The sequence below is a fragment of the Roseovarius mucosus genome (assembly GCF_002080415.1).
GTDB classification, from domain to species: Bacteria; Pseudomonadota; Alphaproteobacteria; order Rhodobacterales; family Rhodobacteraceae; genus Roseovarius; species Roseovarius mucosus_A.
Map to the genome: position 1 here is coordinate 3,140,500 of NZ_CP020474.1, position 20,737 is coordinate 3,161,236.

25 protein-coding genes are annotated in these 20,737 nt (G+C 60.8%); 21 read left to right on the plus strand and 4 right to left on the minus strand.

From position 1 onward, the window contains the following. Positions 1 to 61 precede the first annotated feature (61 nt). The 4 genes from rbfA to ROSMUCSMR3_RS14835 are packed head-to-tail and all read left to right on the plus strand — an operon-like array spanning position 62 to position 2,716. Positions 62 to 457 (plus strand): 30S ribosome-binding factor RbfA, encoded by a 396-nt coding sequence (gene rbfA, locus ROSMUCSMR3_RS14820; protein ID WP_037298203.1) that lies wholly within the window; start codon positions 62 to 64, stop codon positions 455 to 457. Next, positions 444 to 1,202, plus strand: a complete 759-nt coding sequence (locus ROSMUCSMR3_RS14825) for a phosphodiester glycosidase family protein (RefSeq protein ID WP_081507814.1) — start codon at positions 444 to 446, stop codon at positions 1,200 to 1,202. Before rbfA ends, ROSMUCSMR3_RS14825 begins: the two co-directional genes overlap by 14 nt. Before the next feature lie 36 nt (positions 1,203 to 1,238). Beyond that, positions 1,239 to 2,144 (plus strand): tRNA pseudouridine(55) synthase TruB, encoded by a 906-nt coding sequence (gene truB / locus ROSMUCSMR3_RS14830; protein WP_081507815.1) that lies wholly within the window; start codon positions 1,239 to 1,241, stop codon positions 2,142 to 2,144. After that, a complete protein-coding gene (locus tag ROSMUCSMR3_RS14835; protein WP_081507816.1) occupies positions 2,141 to 2,716 on the plus strand; it encodes a DUF1643 domain-containing protein in 576 nt (191 codons plus the stop codon). The genes truB and ROSMUCSMR3_RS14835 overlap by 4 nt, the downstream gene beginning before the upstream one ends. On the opposite strand, the gene ROSMUCSMR3_RS14840 is transcribed toward ROSMUCSMR3_RS14835, so the two are convergent. After that, positions 2,717 to 3,349: an enoyl-CoA hydratase/isomerase family protein gene (locus tag ROSMUCSMR3_RS14840; RefSeq protein WP_237183459.1), complete on the minus strand. Its 633-nt coding sequence runs from the start codon at positions 3,347 to 3,349 to the stop codon at positions 2,717 to 2,719. Continuing rightward, on the minus strand, positions 3,346 to 4,095 hold the full coding sequence (locus ROSMUCSMR3_RS14845) for an SDR family oxidoreductase (RefSeq protein ID WP_081507817.1): 750 nt from the start codon (positions 4,093 to 4,095) through the stop codon (positions 3,346 to 3,348). Before ROSMUCSMR3_RS14845 ends, ROSMUCSMR3_RS14840 begins: the two co-directional genes overlap by 4 nt. Positions 4,096 to 4,225: 130 nt before the next feature. Here ROSMUCSMR3_RS14845 and ROSMUCSMR3_RS14850 point away from each other — a divergent pair, with 130 nt between their 5' ends. The 4 genes from ROSMUCSMR3_RS14850 to ROSMUCSMR3_RS14865 all read left to right on the plus strand — a co-directional run bounded on the left by ROSMUCSMR3_RS14850 (position 4,226) and on the right by ROSMUCSMR3_RS14865 (position 8,964). Then, positions 4,226 to 5,746 carry a DUF2125 domain-containing protein gene (locus tag ROSMUCSMR3_RS14850; protein ID WP_081507818.1) on the plus strand — a complete coding sequence of 507 codons (1,521 nt, stop codon included), beginning with the start codon at positions 4,226 to 4,228 and terminating at the stop codon, positions 5,744 to 5,746. Between the two features lie 111 nt (positions 5,747 to 5,857). Then, positions 5,858 to 7,210 (plus strand): TldD/PmbA family protein, encoded by a 1,353-nt coding sequence (locus ROSMUCSMR3_RS14855; RefSeq protein ID WP_420541222.1) that lies wholly within the window; start codon positions 5,858 to 5,860, stop codon positions 7,208 to 7,210. Then, on the plus strand, positions 7,197 to 7,976 hold the full coding sequence (locus ROSMUCSMR3_RS14860) for a 3'(2'),5'-bisphosphate nucleotidase CysQ (protein ID WP_081507820.1): 780 nt from the start codon (positions 7,197 to 7,199) through the stop codon (positions 7,974 to 7,976). Before ROSMUCSMR3_RS14855 ends, ROSMUCSMR3_RS14860 begins: the two co-directional genes overlap by 14 nt. Positions 7,977 to 8,043: 67 nt before the next feature. Then, positions 8,044 to 8,964: a DMT family transporter gene (locus ROSMUCSMR3_RS14865; RefSeq protein ID WP_081507821.1), complete on the plus strand. Its 921-nt coding sequence runs from the start codon at positions 8,044 to 8,046 to the stop codon at positions 8,962 to 8,964. Here the strand turns inward: ROSMUCSMR3_RS14865 and ROSMUCSMR3_RS14870 are convergent. Next, positions 8,903 to 9,721: a glycosyltransferase gene (locus ROSMUCSMR3_RS14870; protein ID WP_081507822.1), complete on the minus strand. Its 819-nt coding sequence runs from the start codon at positions 9,719 to 9,721 to the stop codon at positions 8,903 to 8,905. The genes ROSMUCSMR3_RS14865 and ROSMUCSMR3_RS14870 overlap by 62 nt on opposite strands. A 15-nt stretch (positions 9,722 to 9,736) precedes the next feature. Beyond that, positions 9,737 to 10,555: a putative rhamnosyl transferase gene (locus ROSMUCSMR3_RS14875; RefSeq protein ID WP_237183460.1), complete on the minus strand. Its 819-nt coding sequence runs from the start codon at positions 10,553 to 10,555 to the stop codon at positions 9,737 to 9,739. A 329-nt stretch (positions 10,556 to 10,884) separates the two neighbouring features. On the opposite strand from ROSMUCSMR3_RS14875, the gene rpsL reads away from it, so the two are divergent. The 13 genes from rpsL to rpsC all read left to right on the plus strand — a co-directional run bounded on the left by rpsL (position 10,885) and on the right by rpsC (position 20,732). Further along, on the plus strand, positions 10,885 to 11,256 hold the full coding sequence (gene rpsL / locus ROSMUCSMR3_RS14880; protein WP_008281863.1) for a 30S ribosomal protein S12: 372 nt from the start codon (positions 10,885 to 10,887) through the stop codon (positions 11,254 to 11,256). Between the two features lie 12 nt (positions 11,257 to 11,268). Then, the gene (gene rpsG, locus ROSMUCSMR3_RS14885; RefSeq protein WP_008281864.1) at positions 11,269 to 11,739 is read left to right on the plus strand and encodes a 30S ribosomal protein S7; all 471 of its coding nucleotides are present in this window, start codon (positions 11,269 to 11,271) and stop codon (positions 11,737 to 11,739) included. Between the two features lie 20 nt (positions 11,740 to 11,759). Further along, positions 11,760 to 13,883 carry an elongation factor G gene (fusA, locus tag ROSMUCSMR3_RS14890; protein WP_008281865.1) on the plus strand — a complete coding sequence of 708 codons (2,124 nt, stop codon included), beginning with the start codon at positions 11,760 to 11,762 and terminating at the stop codon, positions 13,881 to 13,883. 84 nt (positions 13,884 to 13,967) lie between these two features. Then, positions 13,968 to 15,143: an elongation factor Tu gene (gene tuf, locus ROSMUCSMR3_RS14895; protein WP_081507824.1), complete on the plus strand. Its 1,176-nt coding sequence runs from the start codon at positions 13,968 to 13,970 to the stop codon at positions 15,141 to 15,143. Positions 15,144 to 15,225: 82 nt separating this feature from the next. Then, positions 15,226 to 15,534, plus strand: a complete 309-nt coding sequence (rpsJ, locus tag ROSMUCSMR3_RS14900; RefSeq protein ID WP_008281867.1) for a 30S ribosomal protein S10 — start codon at positions 15,226 to 15,228, stop codon at positions 15,532 to 15,534. Positions 15,535 to 15,546: 12 nt separating this feature from the next. Continuing rightward, complete coding sequence (rplC, locus tag ROSMUCSMR3_RS14905; RefSeq protein ID WP_008281868.1) at positions 15,547 to 16,389, plus strand: 50S ribosomal protein L3; 843 nt, start codon at positions 15,547 to 15,549, stop codon at positions 16,387 to 16,389. Then, a complete protein-coding gene (rplD, locus tag ROSMUCSMR3_RS14910) occupies positions 16,386 to 17,003 on the plus strand; it encodes a 50S ribosomal protein L4 (RefSeq protein WP_008281869.1) in 618 nt (205 codons plus the stop codon). The genes rplC and rplD overlap by 4 nt, the downstream gene beginning before the upstream one ends. After that, positions 17,000 to 17,296 (plus strand): 50S ribosomal protein L23, encoded by a 297-nt coding sequence (locus tag ROSMUCSMR3_RS14915; RefSeq protein WP_008281870.1) that lies wholly within the window; start codon positions 17,000 to 17,002, stop codon positions 17,294 to 17,296. The genes rplD and ROSMUCSMR3_RS14915 overlap by 4 nt, the downstream gene beginning before the upstream one ends. Positions 17,297 to 17,487: 191 nt before the next feature. Then, positions 17,488 to 18,246: a class I SAM-dependent methyltransferase gene (locus tag ROSMUCSMR3_RS14920; protein WP_081507825.1), complete on the plus strand. Its 759-nt coding sequence runs from the start codon at positions 17,488 to 17,490 to the stop codon at positions 18,244 to 18,246. Positions 18,247 to 18,516: 270 nt separating this feature from the next. Continuing rightward, on the plus strand, positions 18,517 to 19,359 hold the full coding sequence (gene rplB / locus ROSMUCSMR3_RS14925) for a 50S ribosomal protein L2 (RefSeq protein WP_008281872.1): 843 nt from the start codon (positions 18,517 to 18,519) through the stop codon (positions 19,357 to 19,359). A gap of 3 nt (positions 19,360 to 19,362) precedes the next feature. Further along, the gene (gene rpsS, locus ROSMUCSMR3_RS14930) at positions 19,363 to 19,641 is read left to right on the plus strand and encodes a 30S ribosomal protein S19 (protein WP_008281873.1); all 279 of its coding nucleotides are present in this window, start codon (positions 19,363 to 19,365) and stop codon (positions 19,639 to 19,641) included. 3 nt (positions 19,642 to 19,644) lie between these two features. Next, complete coding sequence (gene rplV / locus ROSMUCSMR3_RS14935) at positions 19,645 to 20,025, plus strand: 50S ribosomal protein L22 (RefSeq protein WP_008281874.1); 381 nt, start codon at positions 19,645 to 19,647, stop codon at positions 20,023 to 20,025. Beyond that, positions 20,025 to 20,732, plus strand: coding sequence for a 30S ribosomal protein S3 (rpsC, locus tag ROSMUCSMR3_RS14940; protein ID WP_008281875.1), 708 nt, complete (start codon positions 20,025 to 20,027; stop codon positions 20,730 to 20,732). The genes rplV and rpsC overlap by 1 nt, the downstream gene beginning before the upstream one ends. Positions 20,733 to 20,737 lie beyond the last annotated feature (5 nt).

Consider the following 20,737-nt stretch of genomic DNA (forward strand, 5'->3'; position numbering starts at 1 on the left):
AGAAGAAGCTGGGCGGATTTCTATGCTTGGAAATGCTGGTCCAAGCGATTAGATGCGGGGCATGGCAAAGAACAAGTTTCATGATGGGCCCGGCCCTTCGCAACGGCAGCTTCGCGTGGGCGAGTTGATCCGCAGGACGCTTTCCGAGGTGCTGATGCGCGGCGACATCCACGATCCCGACCTCAACCGTATTTCGGTGACGGTGGGCGAGGTGCGCACCTCGTCGGATCTGAAGATCGCGACGGCCTATGTGATGCCGTTGGGGGGCGAGGGGCAAGACGATCTGATCGCGCTCCTTGCGCGCAACAAGAACGAGTTGCGGCGCATGATCGGCAAGAAGGTGGGGCTGAAATACGCGCCCGATCTGCGGTTTCGCCTGGACGAGACCTTTGACCAGATGGATGAGACGCGACGCCTCTTTGATCAAGATACGGTGCGTCGGGATGTGGAAGGCTAGGCTCGGTCTTTTGCTTGTGGCGGTGTTCGGCTCTGGCGCGGGGCAGGCCGCAGAGTGCCGTGCCGAACGGTTCGAGGGCGAAAGCTATACCGTTTGCGCAGTGGACATGGTGCGCGATGACCTTCGGCTTTTTCTAAACAGCGCCGAGACCGGCACGCCGCTGGGCAGCTTTGGGGCAATTGAAGGCAAGCTGAAGGCCGAGGGCAAAACGCTGGTCTTTGCGATGAATGCAGGGATGTATCATGCAGATCGCAGCCCGGTGGGGCTGTATGTGGAGGCGGGCCAAGAGATGCGCGGCCTTGTCACCCGCGATGGCCCCGGCAATTTCGGGCTGTTGCCCAATGGGGTGTTTTGCATCCGTGAGGGCCGCGCCGATGTGATCGAGACCCTGCGGTTTGCGCGCGAGCGTCCGCACTGTCGTGATGCCAGCCAATCGGGTCCGATGCTGGTGATTGATGGCGCGCTGCATCCGCGGTTTCTGGTGGAAAGCGACAGCCGCTATATCCGCAACGGGGTAGGCACGTCGGAAGACGGGCGGCGGGCCTGGTTCGTGATCTCTGACCGGGCGGTGAATTTTCACACATTCGGGCGATTTTTTCGCGATCACCTGAGAGTGCGCCAAGCGCTTTATTTCGATGGCAAGGTATCGCGTTTGTTCGCGCCGGGGTTGGGGCGCTCTGACATCGGCTTTCCTCTGGGGCCGATGGTGGGCGCGGTGATTGACGCGGATGCTGCGGTGGATTAGGCGCTGCTGGCTTAGGCAACAGGCAAAGGGCCGGGCATGGCACGCAAACGCAAAGGGCGCGAGATTTCGGGGTGGCTGGTGGTGGACAAGCCCGCTGGCATGACCTCGACCGCCGTGGTCAACAAGGTGAAATGGGCGTTGCAGGCGCAAAAGGCGGGCCACGCCGGCACGCTCGACCCTGAGGCGACGGGGGTTCTGGCCGTAGCGCTTGGCGAGGCGACCAAGACGGTGCCCTATATCACCGACGCGCTCAAGGCCTATACGTTTTGCGTGCGATTGGGGCAGGCGACCAACACCGATGACACCGAGGGCGAGGTGATCGCCGAGAGCGACCGCCGTCCCACGGATGAGGACATCAAGGCGCTGCTTGGTAGCTTTGTCGGGGATGTGATGCAGGTGCCGCCGAAATATTCCGCCGTCAAGATTGACGGGCAACGCGCCTATAAGCTGGCACGTGAGGGCGAAGAGTTCGAAGTGGCAGCGCGGCCTCTGTGGGTTGAGGAATTGCTGCTCGTGGACCGGCCTGATGCGGATCATGCGGTGTTGGAAATGACCTGTGGAAAGGGCGGTTATGTGCGCTCGGTCGCACGGGATCTGGGCGAGAAGCTGGGTTGTTTCGGCCATGTGGCGTGGTTGCGGCGCGTTTGGTCGGGCCCGTTCGAGGCCGAAAATGGGTTGAGCATCGAGGACATCGACAAGCTTGCGCACACTCCGGAGTTGGAGGCGCATGTACGCCCGCTTGAAGAGGGGCTCGCGGATGTGCCCATGGTTACGGCCACGCCCGAGGGCGCAGCGCGCCTGCGCAATGGCAACCCCGGCATGGTGATCGCGCAGGGCATTGAATATGGCGACGAATGCTGGGCCGCGATTGACGGCAAGGCTGTGGCTGTCGGGCGCTACAAGGCGGGGGAACTGCATCCTAGCCGGGTGTTTAATCAATGAGTGGGGCTGCCCCCGATCATCTGCATGATCCGGGCGGCAAGGTGCGCTTGCGCCTGCCTGACGGGGTGGTCGGCGGGGCGGAATACTCGGCCTGCGGGCGGTATCGGCAGGTTTTGAGCCGCGATTGGACGGCTGACGGGGTGGCCCCGCGACGGGTGCTATTCGTGGGGATGAACCCGTCAGTCGCAAGCGCCGAGGTCTCTGATCCGACCTGTCATCGAGAAGTGATGTTCGCCAAGGATTGGGGATACTCGTTTTATTTCAAGGGCAACATGCTGGATTGGCGGGCGACCTCGCCCAAAGACCTGCCACGTGATCCCAATGAGGCGTGCAGCGCCGCGAATATCCCGGCACTGGTGGCAATGGCGGAGCAATGCGAAGTGGTTGTGCTGGCGTTTGGGAAACTTCACGCGCGGTATCAAGGGGTTGTGCGGCAGGCCGTGTGCGAGATTGCCGCGACGGGCAAGCCGCTGATGTGTCTTGGGTTGAACAAGGACGGATCGGCCAAACATCCGCTTTACCTGCGCAAGGATACACGGCTCAGGCCATTTCCTATGCCTGTGGTCGGGTGATCAGACCATCACGCGACACATCGCCTTGAGGGTGGTTGCATGGGCGGCTGAGGCGGAGAGGGCTGGTGCGGCCAATTCCTGCGCGGCTGCCAATACGCCGTCGCGCGGGACCACGCGGTCGAAAAAGCCCCAGCCGAGCGCCTCTTCCGTGCTGAGCCGCGCCCCGGCCAAAAGGATCATCCGGGCGCGTGCCGGACCGATCAGGGCGGCAAGGCGGGCCGGGTCGCTGGGTTGCGGCAGAAATCCAAGCTTCATCACCGGATAGAATGCGCCCGCGCCTTCGGCGGCGATGCGGATGTCACAGGCGAGCGCCATGCCCATGGCCCCGCCTGCGACCGTACCGTTGAGTGCGGCGATGCTGAGGCCGGGCAGGGCCGCGATAGCGCCTGAGAGGCGTTCCCAAACCGGGCTGGTGGCAAGGCCGCTATGCACGGCCTCAAGATCGGCCCCGGCGGAAAACACCCGGCCTGCGCCGGTCAGGATGAATACGCGGGCCGCTTGCGCGGCTTCGGCGATTTCGGCCAAATCGGTCAGCATCGCTTCGGTCAGGGCATTGGCCTTGTCCGGGCGGTTGAGGGTGGCAATCCAAAGCCCGCCGTCGCGTTCGAGCGTGACCAGAGGGGCCGCGGTCATATCAGCCCGACCCGGCGGCGGATGGCCTCGTCACGCAAGGAAATCTCTTGTCCTGCAAACTCAGCGGCATCAGGGCTGCACATCCACAAAAGGGCACGGGCGGGCCAGTCGGCGGGGATATGTATGGACCAGTCCAATTGACTGACGGGATTCACGCCGCTGGCCTTGATCTCGCGCTGCATGTCGGTGGCGACGGTGCCGGGCGAGAGACCCATGATGCGCACACCGGCGGATGCGGCCTCAAGATCCGCGCAGCGGGTGAGCATCGCGGCCCCGGCCTTGGAGGTGCAATAGGCGCTCCATCCCTCGAGTGGGCTATGGGCTGCCCCTGAGCTGACGGTCAGGATGCTGCCCGAGCCGCGCGTGATCATGCCGGGCAGGGCCGCGCGCATGCCGTTGAACACGCCCTTGAGGTTGATGTCGATGGCGCGCGCCCATGCTTCTGGATCGGCCTCTGACAGGCTGGTGATCGGCTCGATCACGCCTGCATTGTTGATGAGCACATCCAACTGACCAAAGGCCGTGTGGCAGGCGGCGACGGCGGCCTCCATTTCCCAGTAGCGGCTGACATCGCAGGGGATGGCGATGGCCGAAGGGCCAATTTCGCCGGCCAGTTCGGCAATCGCCTCGGCGTTGCGCGCGACCAGTGCCACCTGCGCGCCCGCAGCGGCAAAAACCCGCGCAGCGGCGGCACCGATCCCTTTGCTGGCGCCGGTGATGAGAACGCATTTGCCTTGCATATCCATAGTATTCCCCTTCATCAGTGCCCCCGTCCTAACGCCGGGGTGGGCCAAGTTCCAGTCAGATCATCCCTTGACCATGTTGCCGGGACAACCGAAGTTGTCGGTAACTCCGATTTTCAAAAAGGTGCTCTCGATGTCCTATATGCGCACGCTTGCCGCTTCTACCTCTGTTCTTTGCCTGTCGGCGACAGCTGGATTTGCTGATCTAACCGCCGCCGAGGTCTGGCAGGATTGGCAGAGCTATCTGGAAAGCAATGGCTATACCGTGACGGCCCAGACCGCGCAGGCGGGCGACACGCTGACGATCCGCGATCTGGCGATGCGGTTGGCCGTCCCCGAAGAGGGCGGCACGGTCGAGCTGCGCATGGGAGAGATGCAACTGGTCGAGCAAGGCGACGGATCGGTGGCCGTGATCCTGCCCGAGGTCATGCCGATTGCGATGGACCTCAAGGACGAGACCGGCGAGCAGGTGGCGATCACGATGCAGGTTGCGCAAAAAGGCATGGAAATGGTCGTGACGGGGGACCCAAGCGCCATGACCTATGACTATGCGGCGCAAGAGGTGGCGATGACGCTGAACGATATTGTCACGAGCGAGAACACAGTTGAAATTGGTTTGGCCGAAATTCGCATGACCGATATGGAAGGTCAGCATCAGAGCGCGCTTGATGGTGGCATGCGCGCCGTCACACAAGAGCTGACGGCTGGTCCGGTGGTCTATGAGATTGATTTCACCGACACCGAGGAAGGTGGGCGCGCCGAAATTCAAGGCACGATGGCGCGGCTGAGCATGACCGGGGATGGCGATATGGTCGATGGCGTTGACACCACCGACATGGCGGCGGCCTTGCGCGCCGGGTTTCGGGTGGACAGCCTAATCGACTATGAAGAGGGGAACACGGCCTACACGCTGACCAGTGAGGACGGGGTTGTCGAGGGAACGCAAAGTTCGCAAGGCGGTCAGCTGCGCGTGGGTATGGGGCCGGACGGCTTGCTCTATGGCGGCGAGGGGCGCGACGTGCGCATGGCCTTGGAGGGCAGCGCGATGCCATTTCCGGTGACGGCCGAAATGGCGCGGATGGGGTTCAACCTATTGATGCCTGTGTCCAAGAGCGACGAAACGCAAGATTTCGCCTTGGGGCTGGAATTCGGCGGGTTTACCATGGCCGACTCGCTTTGGGCGATGTTCGATCCGGCTGCGCAGCTGCCGCGCGATCCCGCGACGATCAATGTCGACCTGTCGGGTAAGGGCCGGCTCTTTTTCGATCTGCTGGACCCGGAACAGATGACCAAGCTTGAGGAAAGCGACGAGGTGCCAGGCGAGGTTGAAAGCCTTGTTCTGAATGACCTGACGGTGGAGCTTGCGGGTGCCAAGCTGACCGGGGCAGGGGCGTTTACCTTTGATCAGTCGGACTTGACCAGCTTTGACGGGGTGCCCGCACCGGAAGGCGCGATTGATCTGCGTCTGGTCGGGGGCAATGGTCTGCTGGATACGCTGATCGGCATGGGTTTTGTGGCCGAGGATCAGGCGATGATGGTGCGGATGATGGCCGGCATGTTTGCGCGCACGGGGGCGGGCGAGGATGAGCTGACCTCGCGCATCGAAGTGACCGAGGACGGGCAGGTTCTGGCCAACGGTCAGCGTCTGAAATAACGCGAAAATTATCGCACAGAGGGGCCACGGGCGCAGGCGCGTGGCCCTTTTGCTTGGGCGCGGGCTTGCGCGTGGGGGGGCGGCGGTCTACCTCAGGGCGGCAACAAGGAGATGTCCATGGCGAAAGCGCTCGATGAATTGACCCACGCGCTGATTGATGCGGCGCTGAAGGCGGGGGCAGAGTCTGCGGATGCGATAGCCCTGCGCGGGCAGTCGATCACAATCGACATGCGCGGTGGCACGCTGGAGCAGGCAGAGCGGGCCGAGGGCGTGGACATCGGTTTGCGGGTCTTGATCGGGGGCCGGCAGGCGACGGTTTCAGCCTCGGATACCGGGGCCATGACGATTGCGGCCTTGGCCGAACGGGCGGTGGCGATGGCACGGGAAGCCCCGGTTGATCCCTATGCCGGGCTGGCCGATGCGGGGCAGCTGGCGAAAGATTGGGATGTGGCGGCGCTGGAGCTGTGTGATCCGGCACCCGAGCCTGCGCCCGATGCCTTGGCACGGATGGCACAGGAGGCAGAGGCGGCGGCCTTGGCGGTTGATGGTGTGACGCAGGTGCAATCCGCGACGGCAGGTTACAGCCACCGCGCGGTGCATATTGCGGCAAGCAACGGGTTTTCGGGTGGCTATGCCCGCAGCGATACCGGCCTGTCTTGCGTGGCGATAGCGGGGACAGGCACCGGTATGGAGCGCGATTATGATGGCGATAGCCGAATTTTCGCCAGCGATTTACGGGATGCGGCGGAGATCGGGCAAAGGGCCGGTCTGCGCGCGGTGGAGCGTCTGGGCGCGCGCCGTCCGCGCACCGGGGCCTATCCGGTGCTGTTTGACGAGCGTGTTTCTGGCACGTTGATCGGGCATCTCTTGGCTGCGGCGAATGGCGCGTCGGTGGCGCGGGGGTCGTCTTGGCTGCGGGGGCGGTTGGGCGAGCAGGTGCTGCCCAAGGCGCTTTCGGTGATGGAAGACCCGCACCGTACGCGCGTGAGCGGGTCGCGCCCCTTTGATGCCGAGGGGTTGCCGACCGCCAAGCGGGCGATTGTGCAGGACGGCATGCTGATGGGCTGGACGCTTGATCTGGCCAATGCGCGCAAGCTGGGGATGCAGAGCACCGCCAATGCCACGCGCGGCACATCCTCTGCGCCCTCGCCGGGGACGTGGAATATCGCGCTCACGCAGGGCGCGCAGAGCCGCGATGATCTGATCCGCGAGATGGGAACGGGCCTGTTGGTCACGTCGATGATCGGCTCGACGATCAATCCCAACACCGGCGATTATTCGCGGGGGGCGGCGGGGTTTTGGGTGGAGAATGGCGAGATTGCCTATTCGGTCAATGAATGCACGATCGCGGGCAGTCTGCCAGAGATGTTGCGCCGCCTGATTCCGGCCAATGACGCGCGCACGCATTTGGGGCGGGTTGTGCCATCGCTGTTGATCGAGGGCCTGACGCTTGCCGGGGAATGACCTCGCACTCTTGATCGAGGCTGCGCGTGAGGCGGGCCGGATTGCGACCGCCTATGTCGGTGGGCCATTAGAGGTGCAGGACAAGGCCGGGGGGGCAGGCCCGGTGACGGCGGCGGATCTCGCAGTCAATGCGATGCTGGCGGAGCAATTGCGCAGCGCACGGCCGGGCTATGGTTGGTTGTCGGAAGAGAGCGAGGATACAACCGCACGATTGGCGGCGGATCGGGTGTTCATTGTCGATCCCATCGACGGCACACGCAGTTTCATCGAAGGCAATCACAATTGGGCGCATTCGCTCGCTGTGGCGCAGGGCGGTGTGGTGGTGGCCGCCGCGATCTATCTGCCGATGCGCGACAAACTCTATGCCGCGGCTGCGGGTGAGGGGGCCACGTTGAATGGTCTGCCGATCCGGGCCACGGGTCGGGCCGATCTGGTGGGGGCGTCTATCTTGGCCTCCAAGCCGAATTATGCGCCCGAGCATTGGCGTGATGGCCACGTGCCCGAGGTGGCGCGCGCCTTTCGCCCGTCTTTGGCCTATCGCCTCAGCCTTGTGGCGGAGGGGCGCTATGATGCGATGATGACGCTGCGCCCGTCCTGGGAATGGGATATCGCGGCGGGCGATCTGATTTTGCGCGAGGCAGGCGCGATGACCTCTGACCGCCGCGCCGCACCGCTGCGGTTCAACAATCCGGTGCCGATGGTGGATGGTGTTTTGGCCGCGAACCCGGTGCTGCACGGAGCTTTGCACGCCGCATTGGCGGGGTGATGCCCCTTGCACCCAGCGGCGATCCACGTCTAATGCGCAGGCGACAGGATCAAAAAACAGGCACATCATGCCCCGCTCCGACAATCTGACCGGCGCCCTCTTGATGATGGGTTCTATGGCGGCGTTTACGCTGAACGACGCCATGATCAAGGCGTTGGCCGGGCAGGTGCCGCTGTTTCAGGTGATGTTCCTGCGCGGATTGGTGACGACGATCCTGGTCGCGTTGATTGCCTGGAAGATGGGCGCGCTCAAGCGGCATTTGCCGCGCGAGGACTGGGGGCCGGTGTTCTGGCGCATGGTGGGCGAGATCGGATCGGCCTATTTCTTTGTCACAGCGCTTTATCACATGCCGCTGGCCAATATCAGCGCGATCATGCAGGCCCTGCCACTGACGCTGACGCTGGCTGCCGCGCTCTTTTTCCGCGAGCCGGTGGGTTGGCGGCGGATGGCCGCGATCATGGCGGGGTTCATCGGCGTCATGCTGATCGTGCGGCCGGGAACCGAAGGGTTCAACATCTATTCGGTTTATGGATTGGCGGCGGTGGCCTTTGTCACGCTGCGCGATCTGGCAACGCGGCGGTTATCGCGTGATGTGCCCTCTATGCTGGTGACGCTGTTCAATTCGTTCTTCATCATGGCCTTTTTCGGTCTGGGAAGCCTGACCGGAGACTGGGTGGCGTTGGATGGTCGGGCCGCGCTTTTGATTTGCGGTGCCGCCGTGATGATCATTGGCGGCTATCTGTTTTCGATCATGGTGATGCGCGTGGGCGAGATCAGTTTTGTGGCCCCGTTCCGCTATACCAGCCTGATCTGGGCGCTGATCCTCGGTTGGCTGGCCTTTGGAGACTGGCCGCAGACCTTGACCTTGGTCGGGGCCGGAATCGTGGTGGCGAGTGGTCTTTTTACCCTCTACCGCGAGGCGCAGATCAGCCGACGGGCCAAGGCGGATTTGAAAAGACAGCTTTCACTTGGTCCTCGTCCACGTTGAACTGAGACTTGAAGAACGCCGCTTCGCGTGCGTCGATCGGATGCATCGGGCCGGTCTGGTATTTAGCATGCGAGTCGTTGTCGCTATGTTTGGCCCGCAAATACATATGCGGGCCGGGCTGGATCAGCGTGGGCATGTCAAAATGCAGCTTGTGATGGCCGAAGTTCATAACGGTCAGCGGATCACCGGGGCGAAACAATACCGCAAGGCCACAGGCCCAAAAGGGCGCCTGAAGCTCTTCGGCGATGATCCCGCGGTCTGAGAGGGTGACGGAATAGCCCCGGTTATAGTCAATGGCCAAATGCCGCCAGCTCTTGCGCATGGTGCGGGTGTGTTTCTCGAACCAGCGCAGGCTGCGCACAAAGCTAAGGCCGACCGCGTCGTCATCATCCAGGCGGAATTGCATGGAAAGGTCTGTATCCTCGCCCAGTTCTTCCTTGATTGCCAGTTGCATGGCAAGGCGATGTTTCATCGGCTCGCTCTGGATGATTTTGATCTGCGGCACCGGGGCGGTCAGGTCATGCAGCCGGTCCAGGTAGGGTTTCGGCATGTTCTGCCCGATCATCACCAGGAAGGTGAAATCGGGGTTCTGTTGGGCGGCAATCGAGGGCAAGGTGAGGCATTCGAAATGGCGAAAGCGCAGCTCCATCCGGGCGGGGGCATAGAGATAGGCCTCGCGCTCTTTGACAGTGTCATGCATCCGTTTGAAGCCGCCCAAGGCGGGATAGGAAAACCGGCAGATTCCGATCACGCGCATGCCCTGTCCTGACCTCTAGCGAAAGCTGGCGCGGACGTTGTCCGCATCAATATGAAATTGTGCGCGAAAGAGTGCTTCGCCCTCGGCATCCAACAGCGACAGTTTGGGCATTCTGACCTCTTCTTTCTGGCGCGAATCGTTATACCCGTTGTGCCCGCGCACGAACATCGGTTCCTCTGGCCAAGAAAGCGTGGGCACATTCTGCCAGAGGCGGGCGTGGGAATAGTTCATGATCGTATGACGCACACCGGGGCGCACCGAAAGGGCAAGGGCCGGTGTCCACATATGCTGAAACGTGGCCGAGGCCAGAATCCCATCCGGCGTGGGCGTTGCGACAAATCCATTGACGAAATCAATCGCGACGTGGCGATTGCTGCGCAAAAGCCCACGTGCGTTGGTGGCCAGTTTGCGCAGCCGTTCGACAAAATGCACAGAAACCGCATCGTCATCATCCATGCGGAATTGCAGCGATGGCAAATCGCTGTCGATAAGGGCCTCGTTGATGACCTCTCGCATCACGTCGCGGTGGCGCCCCGGGGCACGGACGATGACGCGCGCCTGTGGCAGGCCGCTGAGATTGTCCATCAGGCGGGCGTGGTCCTGGCGCGGCATATTGGGGCCGATGACCACCATTAGGGTGAATTCCGGATCGCTCTGTGCGCGCAGGGGCGGCAGGGTGAATTGCTCAAACAGGCGAAAGCGTTCCTGCATCCGTTCGGGGGCGTAAAGATAGGCCTCACGCTCGACGGTTTCAGTATGTTCGACCTGAAATCCGCCAAGGGCTGGATAGGAAAACCGGCACAGGCCGATCACCTGCGAATTTGCATTTTCCATCCTGCCCTGCATGCTTTAGACTGCCGCTATCGACTGTGGCATTGGCCTGCTGTGAACGCAAGTCCGGACCTGTTGACAACCCCCGCGACTCCCCCTATACGCGCCCCATCCATGGCTGAGGGGGTCGCCCCGTCGCCTGTATCAGAACTGTAGTGGTCAAGATCCGGGCGAATGCGCCCCGATCCTCTGGAAACCCACCGCGTCGGACCCGATTGATAGGGTGCGATTGCGGTCTTTGCGTATTGCGGACGCGTGATTCGCTTTTGATTAACCGCATGGGGCTGGTCCTTGTGCAGACACATGTGTTGAGAGACGGGGAAATAACCGGAATGCCAACGATCCAACAGCTGATCCGCAAGCCGCGGCAGCCGAAAGTCAGAACCACCAAGTCACAGCATCTTCAGGGCTGCCCGCAAAAGCGTGGCGTCTGTACGCGCGTCTATACGACGACGCCGAAGAAGCCGAACTCGGCCATGCGTAAGGTTGCCAAGGTGCGCCTGACCAATGGCTTTGAGGTCATCAGCTATATTCCCGGCGAGAGCCACAACCTTCAGGAGCACTCTGTGGTTCTGATCCGTGGCGGCCGTGTAAAAGACCTTCCCGGTGTGCGTTACCACATCCTGCGCGGCGTTCTCGATACGCAAGGCGTCAAGGATCGTAAGCAGCGCCGTTCGAAATATGGCGCGAAGCGTCCGAAGTAAGAGGAATCACAGATGTCTCGTCGTCACGCCGCAGAAAAACGCGAAGTCCTGCCTGATGCCAAGTATGGTGATCGGGTTCTGACCAAGTTCATGAACAACCTGATGATCGACGGTAAGAAATCCGTCGCCGAAACGATCGTCTACAACGCGCTCGAGCGCGTCGAAGGCAAGATCAAGCGCGCCCCCGTGGAAGTGTTCCACGAAGCGCTCGACAACATCAAGCCGTCGGTCGAAGTGCGCTCGCGCCGCGTCGGTGGTGCCACCTATCAGGTGCCCGTCGAAGTGCGCCCCGAGCGTCGTGAAGCACTGGCGATCCGCTGGCTGATCAACGCGTCGCGCTCGCGCAACGAGAACACGATGGAAGAGCGTCTGGCAGGCGAACTGCTTGATGCAGTCCAGAGCCGCGGTTCGGCCGTGAAAAAGCGCGAAGACACCCACAAGATGGCAGACGCAAACAAAGCGTTCAGCCACTACCGCTGGTAAACCTCAGAGGCATTTGAATCATGGCACGCGACTATCCCCTCCAGCGTTACCGGAATTTCGGGATCATGGCCCACATCGATGCGGGCAAGACCACGACCACCGAGCGCATTCTGTTCTACACCGGCAAGTCCCACAAAATCGGCGAAGTCCACGACGGCGCCGCAACGATGGACTGGATGGAGCAGGAGCAGGAACGCGGTATCACCATTACTTCGGCTGCGACCACGACCTTCTGGCAGCGTCAGGAAGACCCGGGCGCAGAGGGTGCGTCGGATACCAAGTACCGCTTCAACATCATCGACACCCCCGGCCACGTCGACTTTACCATTGAAGTCGAGCGTTCGCTGGCGGTTCTCGATGGCGCGATCTGTCTTTTGGACGGGAACGCCGGTGTCGAGCCGCAGACCGAAACCGTGTGGCGTCAGGCTGACCGCTACAAGGTGCCGCGTCTCGTGTTCGTCAACAAGATGGACAAGATCGGCGCTGACTTCTTCAACTGCGTCAAGATGATCAAGGACCGCACCGGGGCTATCCCCGCGCCTGTGGCTCTGCCGATCGGTGCCGAAGATCAACTCGAAGGCATCATCGACCTGATCAAGATGGAAGAATGGGTCTGGAAGGGCGAAGATCTGGGCGCGTCCTGGGTTCGCCAGCCGATCCGTGACGACCTCAAGGATATGGCCGACGAATGGCGCGCCAACCTGATCGAAGTCGCCGTCGAAATGGACGACGACGCGATGGAAGGGTATCTCGAAGGCAAAGAGCCCGATGAGGCAACGCTGCGTTCGCTGATCCGCAAGGGCACGCTGTCTCTCAGCTTTGTTCCCGTTCTGGTTGGCTCTGCCTTCAAGAACAAGGGCGTGCAGCCGCTTCTGAATGCCGTGATCGACTTCTTGCCGTCGCCGCTCGACGTTCCTCCGTATATGGGCTTTAGCCCGGATGACGAGACCGAGACCCGTAACATCGCGCGCCATGCCGATGATGCAGAGCCGTTCTCGGCACTCGCGTTCAAGATCATGAACGACCCGTTCGTGGGATCGCTGACCTTTACCCGGATTTACTCGGGTCAAATGAAAAAAGGTGACGCGATGCTCAATTCGACCAAGGGCAAGAAAGAGCGCGTTGGCCGGATGATGATGATGCATGCCATCAACCGCGAAGAGATCGAAGAGGCGTTTGCAGGCGATATTATCGCTCTGGCCGGTCTGAAAGAGACCACCACGGGTGACACGCTCTGCGATCCGACCAAGCCGGTTGTTCTGGAAACCATGACCTTCCCCGATCCGGTTATCGAGATCGCGGTTGAACCCAAGACCAAAGGCGACCAAGAGAAAATGTCGGCGGGTCTGGCCCGTCTGGCGGCAGAAGACCCCTCCTTCCGCGTCGAGACCGATATTGAATCCGGTCAGACGATCATGAAGGGTATGGGCGAACTGCATCTCGACATTCTGGTTGACCGTCTGCGTCGCGAGTTCAAGGTTGAGGCCAATATCGGTGCGCCGCAAGTGGCTTACCGTGAGACCATCAGCCATATGGTCGAGCATACCTACACCCACAAGAAACAGTCGGGTGGTTCGGGTCAGTTCGCCGAGGTCAAGCTGGTCATCACGCCGACAGAACCGGGCGAAGGCTTCAGCTTTGAAAGCAAGATCGTTGGCGGTGCCGTGCCCAAGGAATATATCCCGGGTGTCGAAAAGGGTATCCGTTCGGTGATGGACAGCGGCCCGCTCGCTGGCTTTCCGGTGATCGACTTCAAGGTCGCGCTGATCGACGGCAAGTATCACGACGTGGACTCTTCGGTCATGGCGTTCGAGATTGCTGGCCGGATGGGCATGCGCGAAGGTCTCAAGAAGGCCGGTGCCAAGCTGCTCGAGCCGGTTATGAAGGTCGAAGTCGTGACGCCCGAGGAATATACCGGCAACGTCATCGGCGATCTTACGTCGCGGCGTGGGCAGGTTTCGGGTCAGGAGCAGCGCGGCAACGCGATTGCGATCAATGCAAACGTGCCGCTGGCCAATATGTTCGGCTATATCAACACGCTGCGCTCGATGTCTTCGGGACGCGCCCAGTTCACCATGCAATTCTCGCATTATGAGCCGGTTCCGCACAACATCTCTGAAGAGATCCAGAAGAAATACGCATAACGGCGGTGGGCAATTTGCCCACCCTACCACCCCTGTAGGGTGCGCCATCGCGCACCGCATTCGAACCAAGAAGGAGCCAGAACAATGGCAAAGGAAAAGTTTGCACGTAACAAGCCGCATGTGAACATCGGCACGATTGGTCACGTTGACCACGGCAAGACGACGTTGACGGCGGCGATCACCAAGTATTTCGGCGAGTTCCGGGCCTATGACCAGATTGACGGGGCGCCTGAAGAGAAGGCGCGCGGGATCACGATCTCGACCGCGCATGTGGAGTATGAGACCGAGGCGCGTCACTATGCGCATGTCGACTGCCCCGGCCACGCCGACTATGTGAAGAACATGATCACCGGTGCCGCCCAGATGGATGGCGCGATCCTGGTTGTGAACGCGGCTGACGGCCCGATGCCGCAGACGCGCGAGCACATCCTGCTTGGTCGTCAGGTGGGCATCCCCTTCATGGTCGTCTACATGAACAAGGTCGATCAGGTGGATGACGAAGAGCTGCTCGAGCTGGTCGAGATGGAGATCCGCGAGCTGCTGACCTCCTACGACTATCCCGGCGACGATATTCCGATCGTGCGCGGCTCGGCGCTGCATGCGATGAACGGCACCCAGCCGGAGATCGGCGAGGACTCGATCCGCGCGCTGATGGAAGCGGTCGACAGCTATATCCCGACGCCCGCACGCGCCGTGGATCAGCCGTTCCTGATGCCGATCGAAGACGTGTTCTCGATCTCGGGCCGTGGCACGGTTGTGACCGGTCGGATCGAGCGTGGCGTGATCAACGTTGGCGACAGCATCGAGATCGTGGGCATCCGCGACACCAAGACCACCACTTGCACGGGCGTCGAGATGTTCCGCAAGCTCTTGGATCGTGGGGAAGCGGGCGACAACATCGGCGCACTCTTGCGCGGTGTGGACCGTGAGGGTGTCGAGCGCGGCCAGGTGCTGTGCAAGCCCGGTTCGGTCAAGCCGCACACCAAGTTCGAGGCCGAGGCCTATATCCTGACCAAGGAAGAGGGTGGCCGTCATACGCCGTTCTTTGCCAACTACCGCCCGCAGTTCTACTTCCGCACCACGGACGTGACCGGCACGGTGATGCTGCCCGAGGGCACCGAAATGGTGATGCCGGGCGACAACCTGAAGTTCACGGTTGAGCTGATCGCGCCCATCGCCATGGAAGACGGCCTGCGCTTCGCCATCCGCGAAGGCGGCCGCACCGTCGGCGCCGGCGTCGTGTCGAAGATCATCGAGTAACAACCTTTAAGGGTTCGACGAGGGAGGCCGGATGGTCCGGCCTTCCTCCTATCAACTCCAATGCCGCGAAAGGCTAAGACAAATGCAAAGCCAAAATATTCGCATTCGGCTCAAGGCGTTTGATTACCGTGTGCTGGATGCCAGCACGCAGGAAATCGTCAATACCGCCAAACGGACCGGTGCCCAGGTGCGTGGGCCGATCCCGCTGCCGAACAAGATCGAGAAATTCACGGTTCTGCGTAGTCCGCACGTGAACAAGAAATCCCGCGACCAGTTCGAGATCCGGACGCATAAGCGTCTCTTGGACATCGTCGATCCCACGCCGCAGACGGTGGACGCGCTGATGAAGCTCGACCTCGCCGCTGGCGTGGACGTGCAGATTTCGGTTTAAGGAGAGCAAGAGATGTTGCGCTCTGGTGTGATCGCGAAAAAAGTCGGCATGACCCGGCTTTTCCTCGAAGACGGCAAACAGGTTCCTGTGACCGTTCTTCAATTGGACAAACTTCAGGTGGTGGCACAGCGCACCCCTGAGAAAGACGGCTACACGGCCGTGCAACTCGGTGCTGGAACCGCCAAGGCCAAGCGGACGACGCAGGCCATGCGTGGCCACTTCGCCGCAGCCAAAGTTGAACCCAAGCGCAAGATCGCGGAATTTCGCGTAGCGCCTGAGGCCCTGATCAATGTGGGCGAGGAAATCACTGCTGACCATTACTTTGAAGGTCAGTTCGTGGATGTCTCGGGCACCTCGATCGGTAAAGGCTTTGCCGGTGCGATGAAGCGTCACAACTTTGGCGGTCTGCGGGCTAGCCACGGTGTGTCGATCAGCCACCGTTCGCACGGCTCGACGGGTCAGTGTCAGGACCCGGGCAAGGTGTTCAAGGGCAAGAAAATGGCCGGGCATATGGGGGCTGTGCGTGTCACCACGCAGAACCTTCAGGTCGTCAAGACCGACGCCGACCGTGGCCTTATCATGATCAAGGGCGCTGTTCCGGGGTCCAAAGGTGGTTGGGTGACGATCAAGGATGCGGTGAAAAAGCCGTTCCCCGAGAACGCCATTCTGCCCGCTGCTCTGCGCTCTGCTGCTGAAGAGGCTGCCAAAGCTGCTGAGGCTGCGGCCGCTGCTGCTGCGGCTGAAGCAGAAGCTGAAGCCAAGCGTCTGGCCGAAGAGGCCGCCGCCGCTGAGGAGGCTGCACTGAAAGAGGCTGAGGCCAGCATTCAGGCTGAGAAGAAGGAAGGCGAAGAATGAAACTCGACGTGATCAAACTGGACGGCGGGACGGCCGGCTCGGTCGATCTGGGCGAAGACATCTTCGGCCTGGAGCCGCGCGCAGACATCCTGCACCGCGTCGTTCGTTGGCAGCGCAACAAGGCGCAGGCCGGCACGCACAAGGTCAAGACCCGTTCGGAAACCAGCTATTCCACCAAGAAGATCTATCGCCAAAAGGGCACCGGCGGCGCACGCCACGGTGACAAGAACGCGCCGATCTTCCGCCATGGTGGTATCTACAAGGGTCCGACCCCGCGTAGCCACGCCCATGACCTGCCCAAGAAGGTTCGCGCGCTTGGTCTCAAGCACGCTCTCTCGGCCAAGGCCAAGGCAGGCGCGCTTGTCATCCTTGACGAGGCATCTTCGAACGGCAAGACGGGGGAATTGGCCAAGCAGGTCAAGAACCTTGGCTGGAAGCGCGTGCTGGTGATCGACGGCGCACAGGTGAATGCAGAATTCGCCCGTGCCGCAGCCAATATCGAGGGTCTCGATGTGCTGCCGTCGATGGGCGCAAACGTCTATGACATCCTCAAGCGTGACACGCTCGTGATCACCAAAGCGGGTGTCGAAGCACTGGAGGCTCGTCTGAAATGAGCGCGAAACCTGAACATTACGATGTGATCCGCAAGCCGATCATCACCGAAAAGGCCACTATGGTCTCGGAAAATGGGGCTGTGGTGTTCGAAGTCCATATGGATGCCAACAAGCCTGCCATCAAGGAGGCCGTTGAGGCACTCTTTGGGGTAAAGGTGACGGCTGTGAACACCACGATCACCAAGGGCAAGCAAAAGCGCTTCCGGGGTCAGCTTGGCCGTCGGAATGACGTCAAGAAAGCCTATGTGACGCTTGCCGAAGGCAACACGATCGACGTGACCACGGGTCTCTGATCGTGGTGGGGTAACACCCACGCTACGCATTAATATGTGAACCCCGGCTGCTGAGAGGTGGCCGGGGTTTCGCTTTTCACGGTCTTGTATGACCCTTGTGATCGCTTTTCGCTTGTCGAAAAGGGGCGACTTTCCTCTGGAATGCTGGCATTTATCTGCAAGTTGGCGGCGTTGCAGAGAGTAGGATCGACATGCAGCTTGAAATAGACATTGCCGCCGAGGCAATGGAGGACCGGATCGCGTCACTTGACCTTACCTGCTTTGATCGCGGCGATTATGTAAACCTGATCTTGCAGCGTTCTGAGGTGATGTTTGATCGGCCCAAATCGGGGCGGATCATCAAAGCCTGGCAGGAGGGCGACGATGCCCCGATCCAAGCCGTGGTGGATGAGATGGGCGACACGATAGCGCGTCGTGCGGCAGGCGTTATTCACGCCGAATACAAGTTAATCAAGAGCCTCCTAAAGGATCTCAATCCCAAGCGGATCGCGGATATTGGCTGTGGCTATGGGTTTTTCGATCTCTTTGCGGCGCAGGATCTGGGGTGCAAGGTGCTCTTGATCGACTTAGAGGAGAACACGCATCGTCATTTCGGGTTCAACACCGAAGGTGCCGCCTATTCCTCGCTGAGCCGCGCCAAAGGGTTGCTCAAGGCGAACGGGATCAAGGCTGACAGAATTGAAACGCTCAATCCAATGACAAAGCCCGCTGAGACGGCCCAGTCCGTCGATCTGGTTGTCAGCTTTCTCTCCTGCGGGTTCCACTATCCTGTGGATATGTATCTGCCATTTCTCGACAAGGTTTTGCGTCCCGGTGGGGCTGCGATATTCGATCTGCGCCGGAGCACGGCGAAGGTGCAGGCCGAAAAGCTGGAGACGTTCGGCACACTGACAGATCTCGACTCGCCCCCGAAAACACGCCGTGTCATGCTGCACAAGGCTGATGCGTAAAATGCCAGAGGCACTGGACGAGGTGATGATCGGTCTGGGCCTTTGAACACTGGTGGTTTCCGCCTGTAAATCTTGGGCAAACCCCTTGACCGCGCATGTGGCCTCCCTTATCAGACCCCATCCGCAAGGCCCCGGATTCGTCCGGGGCTTCGCTGTTGTCCGCAAGGGCAACTCTAACCGGGGACCTACGGGGCCTCATACCTTGGCCACCCTCGGGGGGCTATAACATAGGCGGGTTTACCTGCCGTAAGCAAACGGAAGACAGAAAGCATGGCACTCAAGTCGTATAAGCCGACGACGCCGGGCCAGCGTGGGCTGGTGCTGATCGACCGTTCGGAGCTGTGGAAAGGACGTCCGGTCAAATCTCTCACTGAGGGTTTGACCAAGAATGGCGGCCGGAACAATACCGGACGGATCACGATGCGTCGCAAAGGCGGCGGGGCGAAACGCCTCTATCGTATCGTCGATTTCAAGCGGACGAAATTTGATATCTCGGCAACCGTGGAACGGATCGAATATGACCCGAACCGGACCGCATTTATCGCGCTGATCAAATATGAAGATGGCGAGCAAGCCTATATCTTGGCGCCGCAGCGTCTGGCGATTGGTGACAAGGTCATCGCGTCGGCCAAGGCCGACATCAAGCCGGGCAATGCGATGCCGTTCTCGGGCATGCCCATCGGCACGATCATTCACAACATCGAGCTTAAGGCCGGCAAGGGCGGGCAGATTGCACGCGCCGCTGGCACCTATGCGCAATTCGTGGGCCGCGACGGTGGCTATGCTCAGATCCGTCTGAGCTCGGGCGAGCTGCGTCTGGTGCGCCAGGAATGCATGGCCACTGTTGGGGCCGTCAGCAACCCCGATAACTCGAACCAGAATTACGGCAAAGCGGGCCGTATGCGCCACAAGGGCATCCGCCCGTCTGTGCGTGGTGTGGTTATGAACCCGATCGACCACCCCCATGGTGGTGGTGAGGGCCGGACCTCGGGTGGTCGTCACCCGGTTACGCCTTGGGGCAAGCCCACCAAAGGCGCGCGCACCCGCAACAAGAACAAGGCGTCGCAGGATCTCATCGTGCGCTCGCGTCACGCCAAGAAGAAGGGCCGCTAACACATGGCACGTTCTGTATGGAAAGGCCCCTTTGTCGATGCCTATGTCTTGAAAAAGGCCGAGGCAGCGCGCGAGTCGGGGCGTAATGAAGTTATCAAGATCTGGTCGCGTCGTTCGACGATCCTGCCGCAATTCGTGGGTCTCACGTTTGGCGTCTACAACGGCCACAAGCATATCCCTGTCAACGTCAGCGAAGACATGATCGGTCAGAAGTTCGGTGAATATTCACCGACCCGGACCTATTACGGTCATGCCGCAGACAAAAAAGCGAAGCGGAAGTAAGTCATGGGCAAGGAAAAGAACCCCCGCCGCGTGGCAGACAACGAAGCAATGGCCAAGTTGCGCATGCTTCGTACCAGCCCGCAGAAGCTGAACCTCGTTGCCGCGATGATCCGTGGCAAAAAGGTCGACAAGGCGCTGACCGATCTCACTTTCTCGAACAAGCGCATCGCGCAGGACGTCAAGAAGTGTCTTCAGTCCGCAATTGCCAATGCTGAGAACAACCACAATCTCGATGTGGATGGTCTGATCGTGGCAGAGGCCTATGTCGGCAAGAACCTTGTGATGAAGCGCGGCCGTCCGCGTGCCCGTGGTCGCTTTGGCGCGCTGAAAAAGCCGTTTTCGGAGCTGACGATCAAGGTTCGTGAAATTGAGGAGCAAGCCTAATGGGTAACAAAGTCAATCCGATTGGCATGCGCCTTCAGGTGAACCGTACCTGGGATAGCCGCTGGTATGCCGACACCAAGGACTATGGCAATCTGCTGCTCGAAGATCTTGCGATGCGCAAGTTCATCGGCGAAGAGTGCAAACAGGCCGGGATCAGCCGTGTGATCATCGAACGTCCGCACAAGAAGTGCCGCGTCACGATCCACACCGCACGTCCGGGCGTGATCATCGGCAAGAAAGGCGCCGATATCGAGGGTCTGCGCAAGAAGCTGGCGGCAATGACCGCGAGCGAATTGCACCTCAATATCGTCGAAGTGCGCAAGCCCGAGCTGGATGCGGCCCTTGTGGGCGAGAGTATCGCACAGCAGCTTGAGCGTCGTGTGTCCTTCCGTCGCGCCATGAAGCGCGCCGTGCAGAACGCAATGCGCATGGGTGCTCTTGGTATCCGGGTCAACGTTTCGGGTCGTCTTGGCGGTGCCGAGATTGCGCGGACCGAATGGTATCGCGAGGGCCGCGTGCCGCTGCACACGCTGCGTGCGGACATCGACTATGCTCCCGTCGAGGCCACCACGGCCTATGGGATCATTGGTATCAAGGTCTGGATCTTCAAGGGTGAAATCATGGAGCACGATCCCGGTGCCCGTGACCGCAAGGCCCAGGAACTCCAGGATGGTCCCGCGCCCCGTGGCGCCGGCGGCCGCCGTTAAGGAGG